Genomic DNA, 13,069 nt, shown 5'->3' on the forward strand with positions numbered 1-13,069 from the left:
GCATGGGCGTGTCTCTTGAAGGAGCGGGGATGGGGGAAACCTACATCGGGACGGGACGGCGTTGCGGGCCAACGGTCCGCAAGGGCCCGGTCTTCCCTGAAAGGAACGGTGGGAGCGCATTCCCACGGTGGGTCCAGCGCTCTAAGATGGCGACCGCTTCAACCTGGACCCATCCATGCCTCCTCGCCGTCCATCACCGTCGTCGCGTTCAGGCACCGGCCGTTCCGGTGGCTCGACGGCGGAACGCCGTCCCAAATCCTCCTCCGGAGGCGATTCCCGCCGGGTGGCCGTCCCGGATGAGGACTGGTCCGCGCCCCTGTCGGGCGAGGACGGTCCGGAGGAAGGGGGAGACCCGGAGCTGTACGGGGAGGCGGAGCCGCAGCGCTCGCGCACGGGCGAGACGCGGGTGGCGTCCGTCGCGGACGTGCGTCCGGACCCGGAGGAGGCCCCGGAGGAAGAGGACGAGGACAACTCCGAGACGACGCGCGCCGGTCCCCCGGTGCTCATGTTGGTGCTGGACGGGCCCGACAAGGGGCGCAAGAAGCGCTTCAAGGGCGTGCGCATGGTGCTGGGGCGCAGCAAGGACTGCGACTTCGCCCTGGGCGACCAGACGGTGTCCCGGCGCCACATCGAGCTGGTGTACGGCGCCAGCGGCGTCGTGATGCGTGACCTGGGCGGCATCAGCGGCACCCAGGTGAACGACCAGAAGGTGGACGAGTGCATCCTCAAGCACGGGGATGAGATCTCCGTGGGCAAGACGCGCCTGAGGTTCGTGGACGAAACCGAACTCATCAAGGAGATGCGCGCCAAGGCGGAGTCCGGCGAGTCGGAGCCGGAGAAGAAGAAGGAAGAGGAGAAGAAGGACCCGCGCCTGGATGAGAAGACGAACGCGAACTACAAGCTCGCGGACCTGATGCGCGACGAGAAGGCGCGCAAGGCGGGCGTGCCCCGGCCGCGCCCGGTGCGCAACTCGGCGCGCGAGGGCATCAAGTTCGACTTCAAGATGAAGGTGGGCGCGGCCGTCGCCGGCCTGGTGGTGGTGCTGATGATGGTGGGCCTGGCGACCTCGGGTCGCGGGGGGCCGCCGCCGCCGCCGCCGGTGGATCCGGGCCTGAAGCGCGCCACGGAGCTGATGCAGAAGGCGCGCGACAAGGTGCGGGACGGTGAGTACCCGGACGCCGTGCGCTTCGCCGCGGAGGCGGAGAAGGCGCACGCGGGCATCGACGCGGACGGCGTGGGCAAGGGCGCCCAGCGGCTGCAGGACATCGTGGAGGGCTTCAAGGAGGTCCGCGGGCTCATCGCGGAGAACCGCTACGACGACGCGCGCGCCCGGCTGAAGGACCTGCCCGAGGGCACCGCCCGGACGGACACGGAGCGCGACGAGCTCAAGGTGGACCTGGAGACGAAGGAGCAGGCCTACCACGTGGGGCAGTTGGAGACGGCGCTGACGGCGCGCGACGCGGAGCAGGCCCGCACGCTCATCCCGCTGCTCGTCGAAGCCACGCGGCCCCCGTACGACACGCGGCTGGCGGAGCTGGACGCGGCGCTCGCGAAGGAAGCGGCGCAGGCGGTGCGGCAGGCGGGTGTCCAGAAGGCCGTGGCGGCGGAGAACGCGAAGCAGCGCCGGGCGCAGTACGTGGAGCAGGCCTTCGAGGACGTGGAGCGCCGGTTCAACGGCGGGGACTTCCAGCGCGCGACGCTGGAGGTGGACCGGGTGATGGACAAGTACCGGGCGGAGGCCGACGTGCAGGCCCGGGCCCGCAACCTCAAGAAGCTCATCCCCCAGTTCCGCGCCGCCTTCGAGGAAGGCCAGAAGAAGTACGAGAGCAACGCGCTGGAGGCCTCCGTGAAGCCCCTGCGCCGCGCGGCGGAGGTGTACCGGCAGATCGGCTTCGCGGGCTCGCTGGGGGACACGCTCGACAACGAGCTGGCGTCCGCGTCGGTGGCGGCGGGGCAGTCCGCCTTCAAGCGCAAGGAGTACCCGGTGGCGGGCCGCAGCTTCCGCGAGGCCCTGCGGCTCAACCCCGGCGACTCGCGCGCGCGCACCGGGTTGGACGAGCTGCAGAAGAAGGTGGAAGAGCTGTACCTGTCGGCGTACATCGCTCGCGACCGCGACCCCGCGCTGGCGAAGGAGCAGTTCAAGATCGTCATCGAGGCGTCCGCGGAAGGCTCGGATGTGAAGCGCAAGGCGGAGATGGCGCTGAGCGAGCTGCAGAAGTCCGACGGTCCGTAGCACCCCGCTGGGGCCGCCTTCCGCGCGTGGTGGGGGCGGGCGGCCCCGTGGGTTTTCCTGGTCGTTGTCGCGGTCTGTCTTGGAGACACTGGATGAGTGAGTCGTCGCTGCGTGAGCTGGGCATGGATCTGTTCGAGGAGCGCCAGTTCGAGCGCGCCCTCGCCGCCTTCGCGGAGGCCGTGCGCCGCGTGCCCGCGGACCACCGCTCGCGCATGCTGGCATCCCGGTGTCTGGCGGAGCTGGGCGAGCGCGAGCGCGCCGTCACCGCGTACCACGCGTGCGCGGAGGGCCTCTTGCGCCGCGACTACCTGCTGAGCGCGATGGCCGCGTGCAAGCTGGCCCTGGAGCTATCGCCCAACGAGCGGCGCCTGAAGGAGACGCTGGCCCGCGTGCACTCGCGCGCCGCGCGCCACGCCAAGGGCCGCGCCGCGGTGCCGCCGCCACTGCCGCCGGAGCACCTGTACGACGGCAAGGTGGACACGGACCTGATGGGCCTGCTGGGCGAGGAGCTGTCCAACCGCGCCATCGAGGTGCTGGCGGCGCCGGACACCGGCGGCAACGCCGACCCCCAGGGCCGTCCGCCGCTGCCGCTGTTCGCGGACCTGGACCGGGACGCGTTCCTGGACCTGGTGGGGCGCATGGTGTGGCGCACCATCAAGGCGGAGGAGGTCATCAGCCGCGAGGGTGAACCGGACGACCACCTGTACGTGCTCGTCGCTGGCAAGGCGGAGGTGACGCGCAGGGCGGAGGGCGAGGACCGCACCCTGGGCTTCCTGGGCGGCGGCTCCATCTTCGGAGAGCTGGCGCTGCTGACGGGCGCGGCGCCCACCGCCACGGTGACGGCGGTGTCGGATTCGGAGGTTTTTGAAATCCGCCGCGAGCACCTCAACGCGGTGGCCAAGAGCCACCCGGCGGTGCCGCAGTTGCTCGCGGACTTCGCCCAGCAGCGCATGATGCGCAACCTGATGGCGAACTCACCCCTGTTCCAGCAACTGCCGGAATCGGAGCGGGGCGCGCTCTTCCAGCGCTTCACCTTCCGGCCCCTCCAGGCCGGCGAGAAGGTGCTGGTGGAGGGCGAGCATTCGCCGGGCCTCTTCCTGGTGCTGGCCGGAGAGCTGGTGGTGCAGAAGGAGGACCCTGCGGGCGGCGTGGTGACGCTGGGCGTGCTGCGCGAGGGCGAGGTGGCGGGAGAGATTTCGCTGCTCACAGGCCTGAGGGCCACGGCCACGGTGCTGGTGCCGCGCAAGACGGCGGCGGCGTACCTGGAGCGCAACGCCTTCCACCAACTGGTGCAGGCCTTCCCCAACATCCGCACGTACCTGGAGCAGTTGTCCGACCGGCGCCTGAAGCAGATTGGTGAGGCGCTGCGGCCGCTGGAGATCATCGACGCGGACGACATGATGCTGGAGCCGGAAACCGGGGCGGCCTGAGATGCTGGTGACGCGCTCGCGGGTGGTGAGCGGCATGGCGGCGCTGGTCGCCGCCGCGCTGGTGCTGTACCTCTGGCCCCGGGAGGAGCCGGGGGTGAAGGACGCGGTCACCCGGCGCATCATCGCGATGACGCGCGCCGCGGAGGAGAAGGATGTCGGCGGGGTGATGGACAGCGTGTCCGAGCGCTTCAAGACGACGGACGGCTGGAGCCGGCAGGACGTGCACCGCATCCTGGCCGCGCAGGTGCTGCGCGGTCAGTGGGTGCGCATCTTCACCACCGACATCGAAGTGCACGAGGTGACGCCCACGCAGGCCGAGTTCCAGGCGCGCTTCATCTTCGGCCGCTCGCAGGCGGACAAGCTGGAGGACCTGGCGCGCGACAGCGTGATGAGCGCCTACTCCATCGAAGGCATCTTCGAGAAGGAAGCCGACGGGGAGTGGCGCGTGATGAAGGCGAAGCAGCGCCAGTTGGACCCCTCCGAGCTGCTGTAGCCCTCCTCGCGTTACTGCTGCTGGAACAGGGGCCCTGCCTCGGTGAGCCACGCCTTGGCCATGGCGGGCTGTCCGGAGGTCTCCAGGCGCTTCTTGATGTCGTCGGCGCGCGTGGCGATGAGCGCTGGCGGCGTGCCCTGGGCGCGGGCGCGCACGAGGGCGAAGTAGTGCTGCTGGCACCCGGCGGCGAAGTCGCCCTGGGCGAAGAGCAGCTCACCCAGCGCCGCGTACGCCTCCGGCATGCTGCCCGCGCCGGTGTCCGGGGCCACGGCCGACAGCAGCGTCCGGGCGCCCTCGAAGTCCTTGCGTGCGAGCAGCAGCGCGCCCTTGGCGTACTGCGCCCTCGCGAGCCCCACGCCCCGCGCCGCGAGCGCCTTGTCGTAGGCCGCGAGCGCATCGTCCTGCCGGCCCGCCTGCTCCATCACGCCGCCGCGCGACAGCCAGTACCGGTCGTCCTTGTCCAATGCCGCCACCGACTTGCCGTCCGACGTCGTGACCTTCACCTCGCGGAAGGTCTTCTCGTAGGCCTCCAGCAGCGCCAGCGCCCCCGCGCCGTCACCCTGCGCCTGGAGCAGGCGCGCGCCATCCAGGGCCAGCAGGGGCGCGGTGGGGTGCTTCGCCACCGCCGCCTCGAAGGCCGCGCGGGCCTCCGGCGCCTGCTTCGCCGCCAGCGCGCGAGCCCGCGTGAAGAGGGCGTAGTGCTCGTCCGGCCAGGCCTTCAGCGCCGCGTCTGTCAGCGGAAGTGCCTCGTCGGGCGCGCCCTTCGCGAGCGCCATCTCCGCCCGAGCCACCGCGATGCGGGCCTGGAGCGCGGGCGTCAGCTCCTTGCCGCGCGTGCCCAGCTCCTCCAGCGTCGCCTTCACGCTGTCCGGATCGCGTCCCGAATAAAGCTGCGCCAGCACGGACGTCACCTTCGCCAGCAGGTGGTCCGGGTTCGCGGAGGTGGCCCGGGAGAAGGCCTCCACCGCCTGGGGGAACAGCCCCTCGTCGAGCAGCGCCTCGCCATAGGCCGTGGAGAAGCGCGGATCCTTCCACGCCCCCTCCGCCGCGCGCGCGAACGCCTGCCGGGCCTCGGAGAGCCGTCCCTGCTCCTGTAGCAGCCGAGCCTGGGCCAGCGTCAGCTTGGGGCTGTTGGCGCCCTGGGCCTTCAACTCCTCCAGCAGCTTCTGCGCTTCGGCCGTCTTGCCCTCGCCGATGAGCAGCAGCGAGCGCGCGCCGTAGCGCTCACCGGAGCGCGAGCCCATGGCCTCCGCCCGGTCCAACTGTTCGCGGGCCTTCGCATCCGCGCCGGGCTGGTGATGGTCCAACCACAGCATCGTCTGGATGTCGGCGGACAGGGCCCGCGCGTCGCGCGAGTCGGGGGAGAGCGTGAAGAGCGTCTCCAACTGCTGCTGCGCCATGGACAGGTCGCTGGGGTTGCCCTTCAGCGCCGCGGAGCGGGCCGCGCGCAGGTGCGCGTCCACTTCCTGCCGCACCTGTCCCTGGTGGACATACCAGGCGACTCCCGCAGCGAGCACCACCGCGACAATGCCAATCTGGAGCAGCGCGCTGCCCAGACCCTCGCGACGCTTCCAGTCACCGCGACCCGACGTGTCCATGGGGTGGCCTCTCGCGCAAATATTGAAGATTTTCAGACAGTTATGCGAAGTAGGACGGGCATGGACAGATAGGTCCGCCCTCCCGGGGTGTCAACGGGTGGGGGCTGTCCGCACGAGGGGCGGCAAGCCCTGGAGGCACGCGATGGCGGTCTACACGACACTTCCCCCCGAGGCATTCACCCACGTGGCGGGCGCATACGGCCTGGGCACCGTGCGCGGGATGACGCCCATTCCGCAGGGCTCCATCAACACCAACCACCGGCTGGAGACGGACGCGGGCCGCGTCTTCGTGCGTCACACCACGGTGCGCTCGCCGGACGACCTGCGCTTCGAGGCCGCGCTCCTGGAGCACCTGGCGAGAGCGCACTTCCCGGCGCCGGTGCTGCTCGTGCCAGCAGGGCCCACGCCCTTCCTGGAGATGCATGGCGGGAGGATCAGCGTCTTCAAGTGGCTGCCGGGCGAGGAGTTCACCCGGGCCCAGTTGACGCCGGACGTGCTCGAGCGCCTGGGCGCGGAGCTGGGAAAACTGCACCGCACCACGCAGTCCTTCGGGGGCACGCGGGACAACCCCTACGGCCCGGAGGTGGTGAAGGGCTGGCTTGAGGGACTGCGCCAGCGGCCGGAGCCGGAGCTGGCGGCGGTGGCCGGGGAGCTGGAGGGGTTGCTTGCGCGCGCGGAAGCCGAACACCAGGGCCTGGAGCCCCGGGGCGTCATCCACGCGGACCTCTTCCTGGACAACGTGAAGTGGCTGGGCGACCGCGTGGGCGCCTTCTTCGACTTCGAGATGGCGTGCGTGGACGCGTACACCCGCGATGTCGCCATCACCCTCAACGCGTGGTGCTTCGACGGCGGCTACCAGCCCGCGTTGTGCCAGGCCTTCCTGCGCGGCTACCAGGACGCCCGGCCGCTCGCGGAGGTGGAGAAGGCGGCGCTCTTCGGCCACGCGCTCTACGGCGCGGTGCGCTTCACGACGAGCCGCATCCGCGACTACCACCTGTCCACGCTGGGCGCGGACAAGCTCGCGCCCAAGGACTACCGCACGTACCTGTCACGCGCGCGCGCCCTGGGCAGCATGGGGCCGGACGGGCTGCGCGCGCTGGTCGGCGTGTGACGGCCTAGATGCCGGAGACGATCTTCCAGTCGCCGTCGACCTTCTGGAAGACCATCTGCTCCAGCTCCGAGTCCTGCTGGGGCCGGGCGTTGAGGCCGGGCATGCGCCAGGACGCGTTCCAGTAGTAGATGGCGTAGGCGACCTCTTCGTCCTCACGGAACTCCACGCGGCGGACGTTGATCTCCACCTTGGGGTTCTGCAGCTTGGCGAAGAGCGCCTCCATGTGGGGCCCGATGTTGGCGGCGGTGAGGTCGTCCTCGGTGTCCTCGGTGCCGCCGTCGTCGCGGAACTTCGGGGACACCAGGGCCTGGATGGCCTTCGCGTCGCGGGCCTCCAGGGCCGCGCGGTAGCGCTCCATCAGGGCGAGGATGGCGCGGGTGTCGTTGGTGTCCTGCAACTCCGTGCCAGGAATGCGCTTCGGGGCGCACGCGGCCAGGAGGAAGACGGCGCAGAGGGCGAGGAAGCGGTTGTGCATGGCGGGGCCTTATGGGTTCAACCGCATGGGTGTCAACCCATTCCCAGGCCCCGCCCGCGATGCGCGCTTTGACTATTTGGCGCGGATGACTTCAGCGATGAAGCGGTTGAGCACGGGCACCTCGTTGTCGAGGATCTTCAGGCCCTCGGACTCGATGACCTTCTCACCGATGAAGGCCACGGCCTTGAGCAGGAAGGGCAGCTTGAGCGAAATCTCCCCGTCCATGGTGCGCTCCGTCTGGCCGTTGCCCAAATCCTTCAGCCGCAGCACGCCCGTGTTCACCATCATCTTGGAGATGGTCTGGGACGTGGGCGTGTTGGTGAACGACAGCTCCTTCTTGCGCTTGTCGTAGGTGGACGTCTCGATGAAGGCGAACCACTCCGGCGGGACCTTCTTGGTGCCGATGGTGGCGATGACGGGCTTGGGGCGGTAGCGCACGCGGCGGTTCACGCGGTCCCCGTCCACCTTCACCTCCAGGGGCTGCAACTCCAACAGCACGCCGTGGTGCTCCAGGAGGAACGGGAAGTAGCGCTCGTCGAGGAGCGCGCGCTCCACTTCATCCAACGTGCCCTGGATCCGCTGCTGCTTGACGAACCGCATGCTCCGTCCACCTCCGGAATGTGTCGCCCGCGTCTAGCGGAAAGCCTGACGCGGCACCAGGGGTCCGCGATAGGTCGTCTGCTCGAAGTCACATCGTTCGCGCCACTCGGTGGCGACCGCGCGGAATGCGGCGCCGTAGTCCGGAAGTGCACCGACTTCATGCCGCACGGCGCCGCAGTCGCCCGCCAGGTAGGCGGCTTCAATCCTCAGCCGCGTGGCTTCCCGGCGGATGGCCTCCGGCAGCGCGGTGTCCGCCAGGGCACGTTGGAGCTGATCCGCCGCGAGTGCCGGCGCACCCACCTGATGCAGCCGCCGACCCAACAAGTAGCGCAGCCACGGGTCCTGGGGCGAGATGAGCAACGCGCGGTCCAGCAGCAAGAGGCGCAGCTCCTCCTGGGGCGCGCGGAAGTACGCCTCGATGGGGGCGCGGCGCGACGGGGCCTCCAGCGCGGCCAGCTTCACCTGCGCGGTGCGCGTCAGTTCCGGCCCCGCGTTGAGCGCGAGCGCGGTCTGGAGGAACGCGCGCGACGCGTCCAGGTTGTCCAGGTGCAGGGCCACGTCGGCGCGGGCCACGGCCACCTCCGCGGCGAGCGCGGGCCGGTCCTTCACCTGTTCGGCGAGCGAGGCCAGCACCCCGGCCGCGTCGGCGGAGCGCTCCAGTGCGTCCAGGGCCACGGCCTGTCCCAGTTGGAAGGAGGGCTCCTCCGGCTGGAGGGCGGCGGCGCGCTGGTAGCGGACGAGCGCGTCCTGCGGGTCGCTGGCGAGCGCGTCGCGGGCGGAGTCCGACAGCCGGGCCACTTCACGGGCGCAGGCGCGGGAGAAGAGGCTGCCCGTGCGGAAGCGGGCGAAGGCGCGCGCGAGCGTGGATTCGTCCAGGGGCAGCGCGTCCAGCGTGCGCTCCCACTCCGTGACGAGCGCATCCAGGGGCTGTCCGTAGGCGGCGTCGAAGTCCGCGTGCGCGTAGACGGCCCGCAGCTTGTCCGCGCCATAGGTGTCCGCCAGGTAGCGCAGGAACGAGCCCGCCACGGTGTACGCGCGCGCCGGGGCGGACTGGTAGAAGCCCTTGGGCCCCATGAGGTCGCGCATGTCCGGGGCAATCCCCTGACGGCGCATGCCCGCGGCCCACTGGTGCAGGGTGAGCTCGCCCTGCACGGGGTCGTCCGCGGCCACGGCGAGGCCTTCGATGACGCCCATGAGCGGCCAGACGCCCAGCCGGGTGGTGACGCGGAAGAAGCCCGCGCCGGCGGGGGCCGCCATCACGTGCGCCAGCTCATGGTGCAGGACGGAGTGGGGGAAGGGCCTGTCCTGGATGTGCAGCTCGGTGCGCCAGGGCTTGGCGAACTGGGTGCGGCCCGCGCCCACCAGCCGCTGCTTCTCGTCCTCGGAGCGGTAGAGCCACACGCGCACGCGCTCCGTGGGGGCCACGCCCAGGAAGCGCGCCGTCTGGACGTAGCGGAACTCCAGGTCCCGGGCCATCCGGTCCACGTCCTCGCGGGCCTTGCCGCGCGGGTAGTGCAGGACGAAGTGCTCCGTCTCCCGCACGCCGCCCAACTGCTCCGCCAGGTACGCGTCCGTCATGCGCAGGCCCAGTTGGGGCCCGCGGGACTCCAGCATCCAGATGCCCACCGCGCAGAGCGCGACGAGGCCCAGGCCGCCCACGCGCGCGCCCTTCAGGGTCAACCTGCCGGTGCGCACGTCGAGCAGCGCCAGGGCGAGCCCCGCGAACGCGCCCGCCCACAGCAGCGTCTCCACGCGGAACCAGCCCAGCGCGGCCGTCATCTGGAGGGCCTCGTCGTAGAGCGGTCCGGGCAGGTGGCCCAGGAAGACGTTGAAGGCGAACACCTGGGGCCCGAAGACGATGGGCACCACCGTGACGACCAGGGACGCGAGGAGGAGCAGGGCGTACAGGCCCGCCGCGCCCCGGGACCGGCCCGTCGAAAAGCCCAGGAAGACGCCCGCGGCGGAGGCGAGCACGGCGGAGGGCACGGTGAGCAGGGGATAGAACCCCGCCAGTTCGAAGGGGTCGCACGCGGTGCGGAAGCGGGCGAAGAGCAGGGCGCACACGAAGGGGGGGATGAGCACCCCCAGGTTCAGGAGGAGGCTGGCGCCCATGGCGCGCCCCACGGCCGTGCCGGGCAGGGTGGAGGCCTCCGCCAGGGGGGGCCGGGGCAGGGCGCCGGTGAGGATGCGGCGCTCCTGGAAGGCGGCGGCGATGCCCGTCCCTCCACCGAGCAGGCCGACAGCGATGGACAGGGCGAGGCCCAGTTCAAAGCCGGGGACCCCGAAAAGCGGGAGCAGGACGAGGGCCGACCCCCCACCGGCGAGCAGTAGCACGGTGGCCAGGACGGCCGGACGGCCCAACAGACCTCTGGCGCGGGGGAGGACTTGCCGCATGGTGTCCCCTATACTCCCCGGCCGCATGTCCGAACAGAAGAGCGGATCCGAACTGCGCACCCATGGTCGTGCGCCCATCGAGCTGAAGGTCGACTACAAGAAGCTCAATTCGTTCTTCGCCGACTACACGAAGAACATCAGCAAGGGTGGCACCTTCATCAAGACGAAGAAGCCGCTGCCCATCGGCACGCGCTTCCTCTTCAAGCTGACGGTGCCGCACCGTGAGGCACCCTTCGAACTGTTGGGCGAGGTCGTCTGGTCCAAGGGCGACGCGGAGGAGCCCGGCATGGGCATCCGCTTCATCTACAGCAGCGAGTCCCAGCGGGTGGACTTCGAGACGCTCGTGGAGCGCCTCATGTCCGACAGCCTGGGCTCCGAGCTGACGGAGAAGCTGCTCAACAAGCCCCTGCATCCCCAGCACCCATGAGCCTGCGTGTCGCGATGGCGCTGTGCACACTGGCGCTCGTGGGCGGCGCGTGCCAGGAAGCGCCCGCCGCACCCCCGAAGCCCGCGCCCGCCGCCCCGCGAGCGCGCCCGAAGGACGTGTCGGCGGAGGACTTCGTGATGCCAGGGCTGCCGCGCGCGCACGTGCGGCTGAAGGACGCCTACGGGGGCGTGCACCGCGTGGCGGTGGAGGTGGCCGCCACCGGGGATGCGCGCACGCGCGGACTCATGTGGCGCAAGGAGCTGTCCGCGGGGCAGGGCATGCTCTTCCTCTTCCCGGAGGAGGAGGTGCGCGGCTTCTGGATGCGCAACACGCTCATCCCGCTGGACATGCTCTTCATCACCTCCGAGCACCGCATCGTCGGCATCATCGAGAACGCGGAGCCGCGCACGCTGATGAACCGCTCGGTGGGCATCCCCAGCCAGTTCGTGCTGGAGGTCCCCGGAGGCTGGTGCCAGTCCCAGGGCATCGTCCGGGGCGGCACCGTGGAGTTCGAGGGCGTGAGCACGATTCCCATCACGCCCTGAGCCTGACCGCGCGGCGGCTACCCCTCCGACGCGGGCTGGAACAGGAACGTGCTGGCGTGCGACTCGCCCGACAGCGCCTTCACCTTCTTGCGCAGGGACGCGGCGACGGCGGACAGCTCCGCGGGGTGGGGTGACGGGGACAGGCCCCGCTGGTCCACCGCCGCCAGGCTCAACGTCACCGGCACCACGGGCGTGCCCGGGGCGTCGTTCGCGGTGAAGCCTCCGCGCCGCAGGTCCTCAGGTCCGTACAGGGGAACCCGCTCCGCGTCGAAGCGCTGACAGAGCTTGCGCAGCACCTCGGGGGACACGCCTTCGGGACACACGAGCACGAAGTCGTCGCCGCCCACGTGGCCCAGGTGCGAGCCGGGCGGCAAGAGGTGCAGGCACTCCGACAGCAGGTTCGCCGTGTGGCGGATGACCCGGTCTCCCTGGAGGAAGCCGTAGCGGTCGTTGTACGTCTCGAAGTGGTCCAGGTCGCCGTAGATGATGGTGAACGCGCTGCCTTGAAGCGCGGCGCGGATCCACCGTTCGATCATCCGGCTGCCGGGCAGGTCCGTGAGCGGGTGCGCGCCGGTGGCCGCGTGCTGCTCCAGGTCCGAGGCGCGCGCGATGAGCTGCTTCATCGTCACCGTGCCCAGGAAGTGGCCCTGCGCGTCCGTCACCACCACCGGGTCGTAGACGGACTCGGGCGGACGGCGCATCGCCATGCGGGCCAGGGCGGTGATGGCCGTGGCGTCCTCCACCACCATCAGCGCGTCGGGCGCTCCGTCCGCGAGCGCCGGGGTCTCATCGGCGGAGGTGCCTCCCCATCGCGCGTAGAAGCTCCGCCGCGTCACCACCGCGCGCGGCTGTTCGCCGTCCAGCAGCACGACGTGGTCCTCGCCCGGCGTGCGGCGGAAGAGCCTGTCCAACTCCACCGCGGGCGATGCGGCCGGCGCGCACGGGGGACGGATGATCATGCTGCCCACCGTCTCGTCGTCCTCGTGCTCGCGGTGGTGCAGGGCGCGGATGGCCTCGCGGCAGCGCTCGGCGAAGTCCGCGCCCGGACGCTGGGGCGTGTTCGCCGGACGCGCCAGCAGGTAGCCCTGCGCGTGCCGGATGCCCAGGCGCAGCAGCACGGCCAGCTCGTTCCACGTCTCCACGCCCTCGGCGATGAGCACCGCATCCACGCGCTGCGCGAAGGTGACCAGCGACTTCACCAGGTGCTGCCGGTACGTGTGCAGGTGGATGTCCCGCACCAGCGCTTGGTCCAGCTTGATGAAGTCCGGCGCACTGTGCACCAGCGTCACCAGACCGGAGTGCCCCGCGCCGAAGTCGTCCAGCGCGATGCCGAAGCCCTGCTCCGCGTACCGCCGCGCGAGCATGCGCAACTGTTCGGTGTCCTCGAACGTGCTGCGCTCGGTGATTTCGAGCACGAGCTGCCGGGGACTGAGGCCATGCGTGCGCAGCAGCTCCAGCGTGGACGCGCCGCCGAAGCGCTCGTCGCTCAGCACGTCCGGGCTGACGTTGAAGAAGAAGGGTCCGCGCCGCTGCTCTTCTGGCAGCGTGGCGATGCGGCGCACCGCCGCGGTCCAGCAGGCCCGCTCCAGCTCGTAGGTGAACCCCTCCACGCGCGCGCGATTGAAGAGTTCGTTGGGGGACTCCACCGGCCCCAGGCCTCGCGACAGCACTTCGTGGCCAAGCACCTCGCCACTGAGCAGATCGACGATGGGCTGGAAGACGGTGGCGACCCTCGGCTCGTCACCGTTCCACAGCCAGGGGGG

11 protein-coding genes are annotated in these 13,069 nt (G+C 70.8%); 6 read left to right on the top strand and 5 right to left on the bottom strand.

Annotation, left to right across the window (positions count from 1 at the left end; all coding sequences use genetic code 11):
• Positions 1 to 283 precede the first annotated feature (283 nt).
• From D7V88_RS31300 to D7V88_RS31310, 3 genes are all read left to right on the top strand, one after another.
• Positions 284 to 2,233 carry an FHA domain-containing protein gene (locus D7V88_RS31300; RefSeq protein WP_279636103.1) on the top strand — a complete coding sequence of 650 codons (1,950 nt, stop codon included), beginning with the start codon at positions 284 to 286 and terminating at the stop codon, positions 2,231 to 2,233.
• 92 nt (positions 2,234 to 2,325) lie between these two features.
• Positions 2,326 to 3,663, top strand: a complete 1,338-nt coding sequence (locus D7V88_RS31305; protein ID WP_120544289.1) for a cyclic nucleotide-binding domain-containing protein — start codon at positions 2,326 to 2,328, stop codon at positions 3,661 to 3,663.
• 1 nt (position 3,664) lies between these two features.
• The gene (locus D7V88_RS31310) at positions 3,665 to 4,156 is read left to right on the top strand and encodes a hypothetical protein (protein ID WP_120544290.1); all 492 of its coding nucleotides are present in this window, start codon (positions 3,665 to 3,667) and stop codon (positions 4,154 to 4,156) included.
• A gap of 11 nt (positions 4,157 to 4,167) precedes the next feature.
• On the opposite strand, the gene D7V88_RS31315 is transcribed toward D7V88_RS31310, so the two are convergent.
• Entirely contained in the window at positions 4,168 to 5,754 is a 1,587-nt protein-coding gene (locus D7V88_RS31315; protein ID WP_120544291.1) for a tetratricopeptide repeat protein, read from the bottom strand.
• Between the two features lie 142 nt (positions 5,755 to 5,896).
• Between D7V88_RS31315 and D7V88_RS31320 the strand changes: the two genes are divergently transcribed.
• Positions 5,897 to 6,865 carry a homoserine kinase gene (locus D7V88_RS31320; protein ID WP_120544292.1) on the top strand — a complete coding sequence of 323 codons (969 nt, stop codon included), beginning with the start codon at positions 5,897 to 5,899 and terminating at the stop codon, positions 6,863 to 6,865.
• 4 nt (positions 6,866 to 6,869) lie between these two features.
• On the opposite strand, the gene D7V88_RS31325 is transcribed toward D7V88_RS31320, so the two are convergent.
• The 3 genes from D7V88_RS31325 to D7V88_RS31335 form a co-directional block, all read right to left on the bottom strand.
• Positions 6,870 to 7,340: a nuclear transport factor 2 family protein gene (locus tag D7V88_RS31325; protein ID WP_120544293.1), complete on the bottom strand. Its 471-nt coding sequence runs from the start codon at positions 7,338 to 7,340 to the stop codon at positions 6,870 to 6,872.
• Between the two features lie 72 nt (positions 7,341 to 7,412).
• Positions 7,413 to 7,940, bottom strand: a complete 528-nt coding sequence (locus D7V88_RS31330; RefSeq protein ID WP_120544294.1) for an SRPBCC family protein — start codon at positions 7,938 to 7,940, stop codon at positions 7,413 to 7,415.
• A gap of 33 nt (positions 7,941 to 7,973) precedes the next feature.
• On the bottom strand, positions 7,974 to 10,334 hold the full coding sequence (locus D7V88_RS31335; protein WP_208726587.1) for a tetratricopeptide repeat protein: 2,361 nt from the start codon (positions 10,332 to 10,334) through the stop codon (positions 7,974 to 7,976).
• Positions 10,335 to 10,359: 25 nt separating this feature from the next.
• Between D7V88_RS31335 and D7V88_RS31340 the strand changes: the two genes are divergently transcribed.
• Positions 10,360 to 10,761, top strand: coding sequence for a TIGR02266 family protein (locus D7V88_RS31340; RefSeq protein WP_120535495.1), 402 nt, complete (start codon positions 10,360 to 10,362; stop codon positions 10,759 to 10,761).
• Positions 10,758 to 11,306, top strand: a complete 549-nt coding sequence (locus D7V88_RS31345) for a DUF192 domain-containing protein (protein ID WP_244238491.1) — start codon at positions 10,758 to 10,760, stop codon at positions 11,304 to 11,306. The genes D7V88_RS31340 and D7V88_RS31345 overlap by 4 nt, the downstream gene beginning before the upstream one ends.
• Before the next feature lie 17 nt (positions 11,307 to 11,323).
• On the opposite strand, the gene D7V88_RS31350 is transcribed toward D7V88_RS31345, so the two are convergent.
• On the bottom strand, positions 11,324 to 13,069 hold a 1,746-nt coding region (locus D7V88_RS31350), incomplete at its 5' end, for a GGDEF domain-containing protein (RefSeq protein ID WP_147448938.1).

Origin of the sequence: Corallococcus terminator, assembly GCF_003611635.1 — a bacterium.
Lineage (GTDB): Bacteria > Myxococcota > Myxococcia > Myxococcales > Myxococcaceae > Corallococcus > Corallococcus terminator.